Genomic DNA, 13,751 nt, shown 5'->3' with positions numbered 1-13,751 from the left:
ACCCGGCACCGTCGCGCAGCCGGTGGTGCTCGATGGTGTGCTCGTCGAGCAGCGGAGTCGGCGCCTGGCCGACGGTCAGGTTCCATCGCGATGTGTGTTCCACTCCTGAAGACTACTGAGCGCGACGCGGTGTGATGTCGGTGCGGCTGATGGTGTCTCGGAGGTTGTCGCCGGTGACAGTGAGAGTGGTCATTGTGGTCCTTTCATTCCGAGCCGTGGGTAGCGGGGGCGGACGTCATCGGATGACGGGGAGACCGGTGGCCTCTGCGGCCTCAGAGATCCCGCCCGCGTCCTGCACGTCGAGTCCCGCGGCTTCCATCGCGGCGACCGCCTGCGCGGATCGGTTGCCGGACTGGCAGTAGACGACGTACTCATCCTCGGGATCGAGCTCCGAGATGGTCGTGTCGAATTCCGGGGATTGAAGGTCGATGTTGATGGCGCCGTCGAGATGGCCCTCGGCGTACTCCGCGGGGGTGCGCACATCGACAACGACCGTGTCTTCGCCGATCGCTACAGAGGGAGACGCCGTGGCAGCGCAGCCGCTCATCGCGACGGAGAGGGCGAGAGCCGCCCCGAGTGCGACGGCTCGCAGGCTACGCCGCGCCATGAGGGTGCCCCTCGCACCGCTGATCGTCGGGGACCCCGTAGAGCGCCTCCTCCACATGCTGACCGCAACCTTCCCACGTTGCTTTACCGCACTGGCCACACGTCACGCGAGCGCACATCTCCTGCACCTTTCCTTGGACCGAAGTGATTCCGATTATACCCCCCGGGGTATTATTTCGTCCATGCGCTCATCTCAGCCCGTGAAGGAACAGCCCGTCGTCGGTCAGTGGGTCGAGGGCATCGACACTCCGGTCGTGAACGAACGCGCGGTTCGAGCGTCAGCGGGGATCCTGTTCCTGGCTGGTTTCTCGGCGTGGCTCTGGAGTGTGATCACCGGTGACCTGCAGCCGATGCGGATCTTCGGAATCGTGTTCGCCATCGAGATGATGCTGCGGTTGTTCGTCGGAACAGCTTTCACTCCTACGCTCATCCTGGGTGCGCTGATCACTCGCCCGCAGCGTCCGGAGTGGGTGGAGGCGCGGTCGAAGATCCTTGCCTGGGGCATGGGGTTCGGAATGTCCCTCGCGGGGTGCTTCAGCTTGGGATGGTTGGGCCTGCCGACGATCGTCGCTCAGGTGATCTGCGGGGTGTGTCTTCTCCTGCTGTACCTGGAGACAGCCTTCGGGATCTGCCTGGGGTGCGTTGTCGCGCAGCGCTTCGCGCGGCGCAAGCCGCAGTTGTGTGCGGGTGACACCTGCGCATACACACCGCCGGCGAAGGGCGAGCAGCACTCGATTCTCCGCGACTGAACCCGGGTCGATGCAGCGACCTCGATCAGCGAGAGGCGTCGCGACGCGGTGCGGTGTCGTCCCAGCGGGGCGAGGGGAGGTGCAGCAGCACCAGGCCGATGCCGGCGATCACCGAGTTGCGGAAGGCGGGATCGAGTCCGTTCCACGAGGTGGAGCGCCACATCTGGAACCACTCGCCGCCGATCGAGATGAACCCGCCCACGAAGAGGAGGATGATCATCACCAGTCCGATCGACGACCACACGCGGGCGGCGTGGAAGCCGTGGTCGAGGAATCCGCGCACGAAGAACACGACCGCGACGATCAGGACGATCGCGCTCAGCGACTCCCAGATGATCACGCCGATGTAGGCGATGTTCCACAGCACGGGGTTGTCGATCGCCCGCCACATCACGTCGGGATCGAGCCCCTTGCCGGCCTCCTGGCCGAAGTTCGTGGTGTCCATCGCCAAGACGTGCTGCACGAAATCGAAGTTGGTGCCGTAGTCGGTGATGTTCCCGAGCGCCACCAGGAAGATGTAGAGCCCGTTCACGAGGACGAGCGCGGCCGCCGCGAAGGGCAGCGAACCGAGAAGGTGCCAACGAGGTGAGCGCACCGGCGCGTCGGTCGTAGTCATGACCAGACAGTATCGGTCGTCGTGTCCGGGCGTCGAGGGGGTGCTGCTGCGGGAGCCGGATACCGTGGACGACGGTGATCGCGAATGGACGCTGAGGGGAGAGCCGTGGTGGACGACTCAGGGAGTGACCGGCGCATCCGAGACGGATACGCCGCACGTGCCGCCGAGTACGCGCAGCTGTTCGGCGACATCGGGCAGATGGACGAGGTCGACCGGGAGCGCATCGGGGGCTGGGCGGATGCGGTCGACGGGCGCATCCTCGATGCCGGGTGCGGCCCGGGGCACTGGACCGCGTTCCTCGCCGAACGAGGGATCGACGCCGAAGGCATCGACCTGGTGCCGGAGTTCGTCGCCGGTGCCTGCGCGCGGTTCCCGCACGTTCCGTATCGGGTGGCATCGCTGACGGACGTCGGCGTCGCGTCGGGCTCCCTCGGCGGCGTGCTCGCCTGGTACTCGCTGATCCACGCAGGGCCGGATGAGCTCGCGGTCCTCCTCGCCCATGCTCGACGCGTTCTCCGCGACGAGGGAGCCCTGTTGGTCGGGTTCTTCGCCGGGGTCGACGGAGAGCCCTTCCCGCATGCCGTCACGACGGCGCACTACTGGTCAGTCGAGGGGCTGTCCGTGCTGCTGGAGCGCGCCGGCTTCCGCGTGGTCGACAGCGACGCCCGGGTGCAGGACGGACGCCGTCCGCACGCATCGATCAGCGCTGTCGCGGTCTGATCAGGGCGCCGGCGCTGTCCTTGCTGCGTCAGGGGATCGGCACGGCCCGATCGGCCCCGAGCCGCTTCATCACCATGGTCGAGGTGAGACGCTGCACGCCGGGCAGGGCGCCGAGGGTGTTGTCGTAGAGCTCCTGGTAGGCGCCCATGTCGCGGGTGAGGATGCGCAGCATGTAGTCGGGGTCGCCGAACAGACGCTGCGCCTCGACGACCGCGGGGATCGCCACGACGGCCTCTTCGAACGCCACGATCGTGTCCTTGTCGGTGCGCCCGATCGTCACGAAGACGATGGCCTCGAAGGTGAGGCCGACCGCTGCCGGGGCCACCACCGCCCGATACCGCTCGATCGCGCCGGACTGCTCCAGTTCTTTGAGCCGGCGATGGCAGGCGGACAGGCTCAGGCCGACCTGCGAGGCGAGGTGGGTGGCGCTCATCCGGCCGTCATCCTGCAGCAGAGAGAGGATCTCCCGGTCGAGTGCGTCCATGCCGACAATTCTTGCAGGTGAAGGCGCGGATGGCTCGAAGAATCGGAGCACCTTTCGCGTGATCCTTCGTAGTCTCTTCCTCGGATTGAGGAGAACCGATGGATATCGCTCTGGTGCTGCAGTTCTGGGTGGTCGCCGTCATGCTCGCGCTGACCCCCGGCGCCGACTGGGCGTATGCGATCTCGGCAGGCCTGCGTGCCCGCTCCCTTGCACCGTCGATCCTCGGGATGATCGCCGGATACACCGTCGTGATCGTCGCCGTCGCTCTCGGTCTCGGCGCGCTGGTCACCGCGTATCCCGTCACCCTCACGACCCTGACGGTGGTCGGTGCGCTCTACCTGATCTTCCTCGGAGCCACGACCTTGGCCAGCCGTCCGTCTCCGATCGCGGAGAGCGGCGAGCCGATCGCGACCGGAGGGTGGGGGCAGTTCCTGCGCGGATCCGGTGTCAGCGGCATCAACCCGAAGGGGCTCCTGCTGCTCCTCGCCCTTCTGCCGCAGTTCACGAGTCCGAATGGCTGGCCGTCGACGACGCAGATGCTCGCGCTGGGCGGACTGCACCTGCTCAACATCGCGATCGTCTACACGACGGTCGGTCTGCTCGCCCGTCGACTGCTGCGCACCCGGCCCCGCGCGAGTTCGGTGGTCACGCGGATCGCCGGCATCGCCATGACCGTCATCGGCGTGGGCATCCTGATCGAGCAGGTGCTCGAGTGGATGTGACGCCGGTGTGAGCGGCGGCTGACGAGGAGTCAGACAGTCACGGGCGGACGCGGACGGTTCGTCCCTCGAACGACACCAGGTCGCCGTCGCGCAACTGGCGTCCTCGGCGGCGGTCGATCTCGCCGTTCACCGTCACGTACCCGTCGATGATGACCTCTTTGGCGTCGCCGCCCGAGTCGAGGAGTCCGGCGAACTTGAGGAACTGCCCGAGGCGGATCACCTCACCGCCGATGGAGATGTCGTCGATCGGATCGGAGTTCGTCATCCTTGAATGCTAATCGGCTTCGAGGCCCGGTGGATGCGACGATGCCGCCGCCCCCGGGTGGGAGCGGTGGCACCGTCGAGCCGGGCGTCTCGGGTCCGCCCGACAGGACGCGGCCCTGATCTGCTCAGTCGATGTCGGTTCCGACGACGGCGAAGTCGGCGCTGAAATCGATGTCGATCGAGCGGTTGTCCGAGGTGAGCACTGAGGCGTCGTAGGGGCTCACGTCGTCGCCGTCGACATCGAGGTCGGTGATCATCCCCTCGGCCTCGGCGAGTGCGGCGGAGACCAGGGCGCGGATCGTCTCGTCGTCGAGGGTGAGCGTGGGGCCGGTGTCGTCGCCGTCGGCCGCGTCGGTGGAGGTGACGGATGCGACCAGGGCCTCGTCGACCCGGACCTCGGTCTCCGCCCCGGCGGCTGTGGTCAGCTGCACCTCCCAGGTGCCGTCGCGCTTCGCGTCGATCGAGGTGACCTCACCGTCGGCTGCTCCCCGCGCGGCGTCGGCGATCGCGATGAGCTCGTCGGCGGATGCCGTGCCGATTCCGGTCACCGGGCCGCGGCCGTTCGAGGGGGCGTTGCCGCGGTCGTCGTCGCCGCGGTCGTCGTCACCGCGGTCCTCGCCGCGCGGACCGTGGTCATCGGCGTCGTGGCGGGGGCCGTCGTCGGACATCGAGGAGCGATCGTCGTCGCCGAACTCGTCGCCGATCGCCGCGCCGACCGCGACGCCGCCACCCGCCAGGACGACGGCCGCAGCGATGCCTCCGCCGATGAGGAGCGCGCGCGTGCGGCCGGGCTTCGATGCGGATGTCGTGGGAGCGGGCACGGGTTCTGCGGCGGGGAAGACCGGGTGCTGTCCGGAGCCCGCGATCGGGGCTTCCGCGCCGGGCGTCGGGGGCGGGGTCACCGGCACGGTCTCGGCATCCGGAGTGCTCTGCGGCGTCTGGTCAGGAGCGGGCGTCTGGTCGGGGGTGGGTGTCTTGTCGTCCATGTCTCGATGGTCTCCCGCGGGCGCTGAAGCCTCCCTGAAGCGTCCTGAAGACCTCTTCAGGAACCTCGGGTCCGTCTGGTCAGGCGCCGAGGGGCAGGGTGAGCACGAAGCGCGCACCACCCCAGCGGGAGTCGTCGACCGTGAGGGTCCCGTGGCCGCTGGCGGCGATGCCGCGGGCGATCGCGAGGCCCAATCCGCTGCCTCCGGCGTCGCGGCTGCGGGCCTCGTCGAGGCGGACGAAGCGTTCGAAGATCCGCTCCCGCTCCTCGGCCGGCACTCCGGTGCCGTCGTCCTCGATCGTGACGAACACGTATCCGTCCGATGGCGTCACCCCGATCGCGACGCGCCCGCGGCTGTGGCGCACGGCGTTGTCGGCGAGGTTTCGCACCAGCTGCCCGAGCAGTCGCGGGTCGCCGTGCACCCGGGCGGCGTGGATCCCGGAACCGTCGACGTCGATTCCCGCGGCCCGGAGCCGGCGCACCTCGCCGAGGGCGATGTCGTCGAGGTCGACCGCCTCGTCATGGGTGCTCGCTCCCTCATCCAGGCGGGCGAGCAGCAGCAGTGATTCGACGATGCCCTGCAGGCGCAGTCCCTCCTCCGACACCACCTCGGCGAGTTCGCCGATGCTCGTCACATCGGGATGGGCCTGGGCCAGTTCGGCATGCTGACGGATCGTCGCGAGGGGCGAGCGCAGCTCGTGGGAAGCGTCCGAGACGAAGCGCCGCTGCGCGGTGGCCGCCGCGTCGAGCCGATCGAGCATGCCGTTCATGGTCGTCGCGAGCGCGGCGATCTCATCGGCGGTTTCCGGCACCGGTACCCGCTGGTGCAGGCGCTCTGCGGTGATGCCGTCGACCTCTTCGCGGATGAGCTCGACCGGGCGGAGGGCCCGGCCGACCACCGACCATGTGGTCACGGCGACGAGCAGCAGAAGCAGGGGGAGGGCGATGGCCAGCAGCGTCGCGACCGTCGCGAGGGTCTCGGCATCGTCCTCCATCGAGACGGCGAGCACGAGCGTCTGGTCGCGCTCGATGTCCTCCGAGACGACGAGGACGGTCTCTCCGTCGACAGTGGTCGTCTGCGGATCGTCGTCGACGGGGAGGGGTGTCGACCCGAGCTTCTCCCTGGCGTCTTCGCTGGCGGCGCGCACCGAACCGTCCGCACCGATGATCTGCAGGATCTCGTCTTCGAGCGCATCGATGCTCTTGCCGCCCGGGCCGCCCGCGCGTTCGGTGAGCTCTTCGAGGCGCTGGTCCGCCGCGCGCTCGGTGCTGCCGTGGATGCTGGCGCTGAGCACGCCGTAGAACGAGAAGGCGCCGATGAGGAGTGCGACGGCGACGACGACGGTGGCGCCGAGCGTGGTCCTGCCGCGCACAGAGCGCCAACTGCGACTAGCCACCGTCGGCCGCCAGCCGGTAGCCCGCTCCGCGGATGGTCTCGATCGCCTCGCGTCCGAACGGCTTGTCGAGCTTGCGGCGCAGGTGCCCGACGTAGACCTCGACGATGTTGGGATCGCCGTCGAAGTCGTCGTCCCAGACGCCGTCGATGAGGGTGCGCTTCGACAGCACCTGGCCGCGATGACGCATCAGGTATTCGAGCACCGAGAACTCCCGAGCGGTCAGGCTCACGGGAGTCTCGCCCCGCCAGACCCGGTGCGCTGCGGGATCGAGCCGCAGATCGCCCGCTTCCAGGATCGCCGGACGCGCGACGGCTCCGCGCCGCACGAGAGCACGCAGGCGCGCGACGAGGATCGCGAACGAGAAGGGCTTGGTGACGTAGTCGTCGGCCCCGGTCTCGAGCGCTTCGACCTGGTCCCACTCGCCGTCCTTCGCCGTGAGCATCAGCACGGGGGTCCAGTTCTCTTCGGCCCTGAGCGCCTCGCACACCTTCCAGCCGCTCATGCCCGGCATCATCAGGTCGAGCACGATCGCGTCGTACCGTGTCTCACGCGCGCGCCAGAGTCCGTCGACGCCGTTGTGTGCCACGTCGACGGCGAAGCCCTCGGCCTCCAGGCCGCGGCGCACGCCCTCGGCCAGACGCACCTCGTCGTCCACCACCAGGATCCGCATGCCTCCAGTGTGGCCGCTCGACGCTGAATCGGGGCTGAAGCGGGTCGTGAGCCTCAGGCGTTGAGAGCGGCCTGGATCTCGCGGATCACCTCCCCGAGCGTGCCGGAGGCGAGCAAGCCCGGGCCGAGGGGGCCCGCGGTGTCGGAGCCGAGGGGAGGCAGTCGCCGGAGTGCGGATGCGACCTCGGGCGACAGGGCGGCGAGCTGCCACCGCACCTCGGCGGCGCGGGCATCCGGGTCCTCCGGGTGCGTGAGCTCCACGGCCTTCGCGGCGTAGGCGGCGGCTCCGAGCGCGTGGGCACCCATGTGCGCGACCCCTGCGGCCTGGGCGGCCGCGCAGGCTGCGGCGACCCCCGCGGGTGAAGCGGCGCTGTGGGCGGCCCGGCCCGCGACGAAGCGGCGACGGATCTCTCCCGCGGCCGTGAGCTCACCCCGTGCGAAGGCTCGAGCTCGCGCGATGGCGTCGCGCGCGCGGTCGTCGTCGGGTGCCTCCGCGTCGAACAGGGGCAGCACCCGTTCCGCGCAGTCGGCCGCCCACGCCGCGACGATCCGTCGCTCGGCCTCGGTCATGCCCTGCGCAGTGGTCATGCTCGCCCCGCCCGCCGTTCGGCACCCTGCGGGAAGCCACGGACCGTCTCGATGATCTCCTGCATCTCCATCCCTCAATGATGAACGTCACGTGCGTAGGTGCACTCGGATGCCGAAAGGATGGGGAACATCATGGCAAACCCTCCAGAGCATGTGATGACCACGGTCGTGCTCGGGTGACGGGTGGGGTACTCGGCGCAGCAGCTGCGCGACCTCGCCCGGGCGCTCGTCATCCGCGGCGTCGGACGGCTCGCCTAGGGTGGCTCGTATGACATGCAGCTCTCTGTCGGCGACGCCGACGCGCGGGGTCGCCGCGCCGACCCGGAAGCCGGGGGGCTGAACGTGCAGAAGTCAGGACGCTACGTCCGCGTCGGGAACACGGAGTACCCGCTCGCCACACCCGGAGGCCATTGGGCGCTCTGGAGCTCGACCCCGGTCGAGGGTTTCCGGCGGATCGGGAACGGGTGGGTCCGCAACATCGCTCCGGATGAACAGCTGGAGTGCTTCCGCGTCGAGTACAGCGGCACGTATCGCGGCATCACGGTCACCGTAGAGCCTGGCGGAGACGGGCCGGACCGTCGAGGGCTGGCGCGGCTCGACACCCTCGATCCGCGAGCAGCCGAGCAGGGATTCGAGATGCTCGGGTTCGAGCGGCCGGAGCTGCAGCCGTGGCTGAAGTTCGTACCCATGGATGATCCCGACCTCGACTTCGAGACGATCCGCACGCCTGAGCCGATGCCGTGGGCTGCGACGAGCCGAGACGCCGTCGCGCAGCGTTCCGTCCCGCGGGCATCCGACGCGCAGCCGTCGGCGTGGGGAGCCTTCGGGCTCCGTCTCGTCACGGCGCTCCGCGGTGTGACCGACCAGGTGTTCCTCATCGTGTCGGTCGACGGTGACCCGCTGCGCTACGTCCAGTTCGCCGGAGATCCCGACAAGCTGTACGCCGAGGCGCCGGGACTCGATGTGGTCACGGATGCCGACGTGACGGTGCTGAAGGCCGCCGGCTGGGAAGAGCCGGGGGTCGCGCAGCCGAACTGGACCTCGGAACTCGCGCTGCCTGCGTACGCGGCCGACTATCGGGAGTTCGCCGATCGGTGCGTCGCTGCGCTGCGCGACGCCTATCGGGTGTCGAGTCCCGACGTCCTCGTGCACCGTGCCTGGCGCGATCAGGAGCAGACCTCGCTCGACTTCCCCGGACTCGGTCGCGCCCAGCTCTGATCGGCGTCGGCCGGAACCGAAGGGGCGTGAAACTCAGGGGATCATGCTCGTGCGCTCGCCGCCCACGCCCATCACTCCCGTCCGGCGATCCTCGACTCGACCTCCGCGGTGAGCGGGTTGTCGTCGGCCGGGTCGGTGATGATCGCGGTGACGGCGTCGAGCGCGAGGATGGGATAGCGCGCGACAGCGCCGATCTTCTCCTCGCTCGCGAGCACGACGGTCTCGGTGCAGCGCGAGGCCAGTGCCCGCTTGGTGACGGCATCCTCGAGCTCGCCGGTGGTCAGGCCGCGTGCGGGATCGATGCCGGTGGCTCCGAGGAAGAACGTGTCGGCCGCGAGGTGCTGGATGGCCTCCATCGCCATTCCGCCGCCGGTCACCAGTGAGTGTCGAGAGAGCTCCCCACCGACCATGATCACCCGTGCGTCCGAGTGCTCCGCCGCCGCGAGTGCGACAGTCGGGCTCGCCGTGATCACCGTGAGCCCCGTGCCGGAGGGCAGTATCCGGGCCATGGCGAGAGTGGTCGTGCCGGCATCGAGGATGATCGTCGAGTCGGGCCGGATGGTGGCCACCGCCGCGCGTGCGACGCGCTCCTTGCTCGCGGTCGCCAGCTCGGTGCGTTCGCTCACCGGGGCCTCCGGGGCAGGGATCGGCAGGGCGCCGCCGTACACGCGCTGGAGCTTTCCCTCTTCGGCGAGTTCCCGGAGGTCGCGTCGGATCGCGTCCTCCGAGACCCCGACCTCGTCGGCGACGGTCTTGGCCACCACCCGTCCATCACGGGCGAGAAGGTCGAGCAGGTGGTCTTTGCGCTGGGCGGCGAGCATGCGTTTCCTCACGAAGTTGCACGATTGTGCATGATTCAGACTACAGTCATCCCCATGACGACGCCACTGCTGATCCTGATCGCCGGCCCCTACCGCTCGGGCACCGACGGCGACCCCGCCCTCATCGCGAGGAACCTCGCCCGCCTGGAGGAGGCCGCGGGCCCGATCTTCCGCCTCGGCCACGTGCCGATGATCGGAGAATGGGTGGCGCTCCCGGTGCTGCGCACGCTCGAACCGGTGGATGCCGGAGAGGGCGACGTGATGTACGAGACGGCCCGCCGCCTGCTGCAGCACTGCGATGCCGTGCTGCGTCTGCCGGGGGAGTCCTCGGGTGCGGACAAGGACGTCGAGATCGCGCAGGAGCTCGGACTTCCCGTCTACCGGTCGCTCGACGAGATTCCCTCAGCCGCGACTCCGTAGGCTGGAGGCATGACCAAGAACATCTGGACCATCCTCGGCGTCATCCTCGCCGTCGTGATCGCGTGGTGGATCGTGAGCGCGCTGTTCTCGGTGCTGGCCTTCATCTTCAAGCTCATGATCGTCGCCGTCGTCGCGGTCGTGGTCTTCCTGGTGCTCCGCGGGATCTTCAGCCGCAGCGACGACTGACCAGCCGTCACCGCGGGTAGGTCACGCCGCTCAGCTGCTCCGAGAGGTCCCAGCTGCGCGCGGCATCCGCCGTGCTCCGCAGCGGACGGTACAGAGCCTGCTCGGCTGGAGCGCCGCCCATGTGACCCGGACCGCGCGGTCCGTACAGCCGCCCGGGGACGGCGGATGGCGACACCGCCGCGAACAGGGCGGGCAGAGCGGCGCTCTCCGCCGTGCCGACTATCAGCCCGCGCTGGGAAGCCCACCGGATCACCCTCACCTCGACGGTGTCGTCGGCGCGACCGAGTTCCGGACGAGCGGCGAGCAGGCTCGTGGGGGCGACTCCGGGGTGGGAGAGGTTCGACGTGATGCCCCATCCGAGCGCTCGGCTGCGCCGATCGAGTTCGAGCCCGAAGAGTCCGAACGCGATCTTCGACTGCCGGTAGGCCCGCATCCCGTCGTAGGACTGCCCCCAGTTCGGGTCCTGCCAGTTGATCGTTCCACGGGCCGCGGCCACGCTCACCTGGGAGGTCACGCGCGCCTGCCCGGCGCTGAGCAGGGGGAGCAGGTGCGCGACCAGGGCGAAGTGCCCGAGGTGGTTCGTCCCGTACTGCACCTCGAACCCGTCGATGGTCGTCTGACGGTCAGGCGGGGTCATCACCCCGGCGTTGTTGATGAGCAGATGCACGGGGCTGCCGTCCCTCCGCATCGCCTCGCCGAACTCCGCCACGGAGTCGAGCGATGAGAGGTCGAGCGGCGACGTCCGCACCTGCGCATCCGGCGCAGCATCCCTGATCGTCGCGGCGGCGGCATCCCCCTTCCGCGGATTGCGCACGGGAAGCACGATCTCGGCTCCGGCGCGGGCGAGACGCGTGGCGATGTGCAGGCCGATGCCGTCGCTCCCTCCGGTCACGACAGCGCGGCGGCCGACGAGAGAGGGGACCTGGATGGGGGGAATGCGCGGGGTCATGATGCTCCTTCGTTTCTTCTGCCAGCGTGGAGGCTGCGCCGGCGCGCAACCAGGACTCCCCATGCAGTGGATAAGCGCATCGGGCGAGTGCGAGGATCGGGACGTCGGCAGGAGGACGCGGATATGGCCATCGACAGGGCGGCACTCGCAGGGTTCCTGCGACTACGGCGAGACAGCCTGCAACCGGAGGACGTGGGGCTGACGCGCGGAGCGAGGCGTCGGACCGAAGGCCTTCGGCGTGAGGAGGTCGCCGCCCTCAGCCACATGTCGGCCGACTACTACGCCCGTCTCGAACGGGGTGATGGCCCGCTGCCGTCGGAGCAGATGCTCGCTGCCATCGCGCAAGGGCTTCACCTGTCGATCGATGAGCGCGACCATCTGTTCCGCCTCGCCGGGCACCCTCCGCCCACCCGAGGAGGAGTGAGCGACCACATCAGTCCCGGCATGCTGCGGATCCTCGATCGGCTGCAGGACACTCCGGCCGAGATCGTGACCGAACTCGGAGAGACACTGCGGCAGACCCCTCTCGGCAGGGCGCTCACCGGCGAGACATCCCAGCTCACCGGGCTGGAACGCAGCCTCGGATACCGCTGGTTCAGCGACCATTCGACCCGCGACCTGTACGACCCCGCTGAGCATGAGTTCCTGTCGCGGCTGTGGGTGTCGAGTCTGCGCGAGGTCATCGCTCGGCGGGGTCCGACATCGCGCGCTGCGCGTATGGCCGACTCGCTGCAGGAGCACAACGCCGAGTTCCGCGAGATCTGGGAGCGTCACGAGGTCGGGCTCCGGCCCCGCGAGACGAAGCACTTCGTGCATCCCGAGCTCGGCGCGCTGGAGCTGTCCTGCCAGAGCCTCGTGGACCCCGAGCAATCGCACTTCCTGCTCGTGTACACCGCGGTCCCGGGCTCCGCGAGCTACGAGAAGCTCCGACTCCTCTCCGCCCTGGCGCCGCGCTCTCTCGTCTAGCGGCTCACGCCTTCGCGAACGCCCCGACGCGGTACTTCGCGGCGCGGTGCGTGTCCTGCACCCGGTCGCCGCGGCCGTGGAGCTTGTTGCGAAGAGTGCCCGGCACGTACTCCTCGGGATAGGCGCCGCGCTCGCGCAGCACCGGAATCACGTGCTCGATGATGTCCTGCCAGGTGCCGGGGGTGACCGCGTAGGCGAGGTTGAAGCCGTCGATGTCGGTCGCCTCGACCCAGGACTGCAGCTCGTCGGCGATCTCGACGCCGGACCCGACGATCGTGGGGCCGAGGCCGCCGATCGCGTTGTGGCGTCCGAAGTCGCCGACGGTCCATTCGCGGCCGAGGTCGGCCTCTTCCTTCAGGTGCTGCAGAACCGACTGGATCGCGTTCGACTCGACGTTCCCGACCGGCTCGTCTTCGGCGTACTGCGACAGATCCACGCCCATCCACCCCGACATGAACGTCAGGGCGCCTTCGGGGCTCGCATAGGAGAGGTACTCCGCGTGCTTCGCCGTCGCCTCTTCGGCGGTGGCGGCGGTGATCACGGTGAGCAGCGTGTAGATGCGGGCGTCGTACCGGTCGCGTCCTGCCGCCTCGAGGGCGTCGCGAATGCGCTTGACCGTTCCGGCGAGCACCTCCTTCGAGGGGGCAGCGACGAAGATGGCCTCGGCGTTCTCGGCCGCGAACTTCACGCCGCGCGGACTCGCACCGGCCTGGTAGATCACCGGCGTGCGCTGTGGCGAGGGTTCGGAGATATGGATGCCGGGCACGCTGAAGTGCTTCCCCTCATGCCCGATCGGGTGCACCTTGGCCGGGTCGGTGAAGATGCCGCGCTCGCGGTCCTCGACCACGGCGTCGTCCTCCCACGACCCCTCCCAGAGTTTGTAGAGCACCTCGACGTACTCGTCCGCGTGGTCGTAGCGGTCATCGTGGGCGAGCTGGTCCTCCTGGCCCATGTTGCGCGCGGCGCTGGGCAGGTATCCGGTCACGACGTTCCAGCCGACGCGGCCCTGCGTGAGATGGTCGAGGGTGCTCAACCGGCGCGCGAACGGGTAGGGATGCTCGAACGCGGTGCCGGCCGTGATGCCGAAGCCCAGGTTCTCGGTGACCGCGGCCATCGCGCTCACCAGCAGGATCGGGTCGTTCACCGGCACCTGCGCGCCGTTGCGGATGGCGGCCTCGTTCGTGCCGCCGTACACGTCGTAGGTGCCGAGCACGTCGGCGATGAAGATGCCGTCGAAGGTCGCGCTCTCCAGCAGCTTCGCAAGCTCCGTCCAGTACGAGATGGTGTTGTACTGGCGCGAGCGGTCGTCGGGGTGCCGCCACAGGCCGGACGACTGGTGGGCGACGCAGTTCATGTCGAAGGCGTTGAAGCGGATCTGACGGGTCATGCCC

At 69.1% G+C, this 13,751-nt stretch carries 18 protein-coding genes; 7 read left to right on the top strand and 11 right to left on the bottom strand.

What is annotated here, in order from left to right; genetic code table 11:
* Positions 1-235 precede the first annotated feature (235 nt).
* Positions 236-607, bottom strand: a complete 372-nt coding sequence (locus tag ASD13_RS15800) for a rhodanese-like domain-containing protein (protein ID WP_082531540.1) — start codon at positions 605-607, stop codon at positions 236-238.
* 55 nt (positions 608-662) lie between these two features.
* On the opposite strand from ASD13_RS15800, the gene ASD13_RS15795 reads away from it, so the two are divergent.
* Positions 663-1,355 carry a DUF4395 domain-containing protein gene (locus ASD13_RS15795; RefSeq protein WP_082524304.1) on the top strand — a complete coding sequence of 231 codons (693 nt, stop codon included), beginning with the start codon at positions 663-665 and terminating at the stop codon, positions 1,353-1,355.
* A gap of 25 nt (positions 1,356-1,380) precedes the next feature.
* Here ASD13_RS15795 and ASD13_RS15790 read toward each other — a convergent pair whose 3' ends face one another.
* The gene (locus ASD13_RS15790) at positions 1,381-1,971 is read right to left on the bottom strand and encodes a DUF2165 domain-containing protein (protein WP_055871336.1); all 591 of its coding nucleotides are present in this window, start codon (positions 1,969-1,971) and stop codon (positions 1,381-1,383) included.
* 105 nt (positions 1,972-2,076) lie between these two features.
* Between ASD13_RS15790 and ASD13_RS15785 the strand changes: the two genes are divergently transcribed.
* Positions 2,077-2,691: a class I SAM-dependent methyltransferase gene (locus ASD13_RS15785; RefSeq protein ID WP_055871957.1), complete on the top strand. Its 615-nt coding sequence runs from the start codon at positions 2,077-2,079 to the stop codon at positions 2,689-2,691.
* Between the two features lie 28 nt (positions 2,692-2,719).
* Here the strand turns inward: ASD13_RS15785 and ASD13_RS15780 are convergent, their stop codons facing one another.
* Positions 2,720-3,175 carry an Lrp/AsnC family transcriptional regulator gene (locus ASD13_RS15780; RefSeq protein WP_017829836.1) on the bottom strand — a complete coding sequence of 152 codons (456 nt, stop codon included), beginning with the start codon at positions 3,173-3,175 and terminating at the stop codon, positions 2,720-2,722.
* 98 nt (positions 3,176-3,273) lie between these two features.
* On the opposite strand from ASD13_RS15780, the gene ASD13_RS15775 reads away from it, so the two are divergent.
* Positions 3,274-3,897 carry a LysE family translocator gene (locus tag ASD13_RS15775; protein WP_055871334.1) on the top strand — a complete coding sequence of 208 codons (624 nt, stop codon included), beginning with the start codon at positions 3,274-3,276 and terminating at the stop codon, positions 3,895-3,897.
* A gap of 37 nt (positions 3,898-3,934) precedes the next feature.
* Here ASD13_RS15775 and ASD13_RS15770 read toward each other — a convergent pair whose 3' ends face one another.
* The 5 genes from ASD13_RS15770 to ASD13_RS15750 all read right to left on the bottom strand — a co-directional run bounded on the left by ASD13_RS15770 (position 3,935) and on the right by ASD13_RS15750 (position 7,800).
* Positions 3,935-4,162 carry an RNA-binding S4 domain-containing protein gene (locus ASD13_RS15770; protein WP_017829834.1) on the bottom strand — a complete coding sequence of 76 codons (228 nt, stop codon included), beginning with the start codon at positions 4,160-4,162 and terminating at the stop codon, positions 3,935-3,937.
* 124 nt (positions 4,163-4,286) lie between these two features.
* Positions 4,287-5,147 (bottom strand): hypothetical protein, encoded by an 861-nt coding sequence (locus ASD13_RS15765; protein ID WP_055871329.1) that lies wholly within the window; start codon positions 5,145-5,147, stop codon positions 4,287-4,289.
* A gap of 79 nt (positions 5,148-5,226) precedes the next feature.
* Positions 5,227-6,543 carry a sensor histidine kinase gene (locus tag ASD13_RS15760; RefSeq protein WP_055871326.1) on the bottom strand — a complete coding sequence of 439 codons (1,317 nt, stop codon included), beginning with the start codon at positions 6,541-6,543 and terminating at the stop codon, positions 5,227-5,229.
* Positions 6,536-7,213, bottom strand: coding sequence for a response regulator transcription factor (locus ASD13_RS15755; protein ID WP_017829831.1), 678 nt, complete (start codon positions 7,211-7,213; stop codon positions 6,536-6,538). The genes ASD13_RS15760 and ASD13_RS15755 overlap by 8 nt, the downstream gene beginning before the upstream one ends.
* A gap of 53 nt (positions 7,214-7,266) precedes the next feature.
* Positions 7,267-7,800, bottom strand: a complete 534-nt coding sequence (locus ASD13_RS15750) for a putative immunity protein (protein ID WP_055871324.1) — start codon at positions 7,798-7,800, stop codon at positions 7,267-7,269.
* 273 nt (positions 7,801-8,073) lie between these two features.
* Here ASD13_RS15750 and ASD13_RS15745 point away from each other — a divergent pair, with 273 nt between their 5' ends.
* The gene (locus ASD13_RS15745; RefSeq protein WP_055871321.1) at positions 8,074-9,018 is read left to right on the top strand and encodes a TY-Chap domain-containing protein; all 945 of its coding nucleotides are present in this window, start codon (positions 8,074-8,076) and stop codon (positions 9,016-9,018) included.
* A 71-nt stretch (positions 9,019-9,089) separates the two neighbouring features.
* On the opposite strand, the gene ASD13_RS15740 is transcribed toward ASD13_RS15745, so the two are convergent.
* Positions 9,090-9,839 (bottom strand): DeoR/GlpR family DNA-binding transcription regulator, encoded by a 750-nt coding sequence (locus tag ASD13_RS15740; protein WP_055871317.1) that lies wholly within the window; start codon positions 9,837-9,839, stop codon positions 9,090-9,092.
* A 54-nt stretch (positions 9,840-9,893) separates the two neighbouring features.
* On the opposite strand from ASD13_RS15740, the gene ASD13_RS15735 reads away from it, so the two are divergent.
* A complete protein-coding gene (locus ASD13_RS15735) occupies positions 9,894-10,259 on the top strand; it encodes a DUF4406 domain-containing protein (protein ID WP_200942494.1) in 366 nt (121 codons plus the stop codon).
* A gap of 9 nt (positions 10,260-10,268) precedes the next feature.
* Complete coding sequence (locus tag ASD13_RS17585; RefSeq protein ID WP_055871313.1) at positions 10,269-10,445, top strand: hypothetical protein; 177 nt, start codon at positions 10,269-10,271, stop codon at positions 10,443-10,445.
* A gap of 7 nt (positions 10,446-10,452) precedes the next feature.
* Here ASD13_RS17585 and ASD13_RS15725 read toward each other — a convergent pair whose 3' ends face one another.
* Positions 10,453-11,394, bottom strand: a complete 942-nt coding sequence (locus ASD13_RS15725) for an SDR family oxidoreductase (protein ID WP_055871310.1) — start codon at positions 11,392-11,394, stop codon at positions 10,453-10,455.
* 123 nt (positions 11,395-11,517) lie between these two features.
* On the opposite strand from ASD13_RS15725, the gene ASD13_RS15720 reads away from it, so the two are divergent.
* The gene (locus tag ASD13_RS15720) at positions 11,518-12,360 is read left to right on the top strand and encodes a helix-turn-helix transcriptional regulator (protein WP_055871307.1); all 843 of its coding nucleotides are present in this window, start codon (positions 11,518-11,520) and stop codon (positions 12,358-12,360) included.
* Positions 12,361-12,364: 4 nt separating this feature from the next.
* Here ASD13_RS15720 and ASD13_RS15715 read toward each other — a convergent pair whose 3' ends face one another.
* Positions 12,365-13,747, bottom strand: a complete 1,383-nt coding sequence (locus tag ASD13_RS15715) for an LLM class flavin-dependent oxidoreductase (protein ID WP_055871303.1) — start codon at positions 13,745-13,747, stop codon at positions 12,365-12,367.
* Positions 13,748-13,751 lie beyond the last annotated feature (4 nt).

Origin of the sequence: Microbacterium sp. Root1433D1, assembly GCF_001426835.1 — a bacterium.
Lineage (GTDB): Bacteria > Actinomycetota > Actinomycetes > Actinomycetales > Microbacteriaceae > Microbacterium > Microbacterium maritypicum.
Note: the sequence above shows the minus strand (reverse complement) of the source record. Positions and strands in the feature narration are given on the sequence as shown.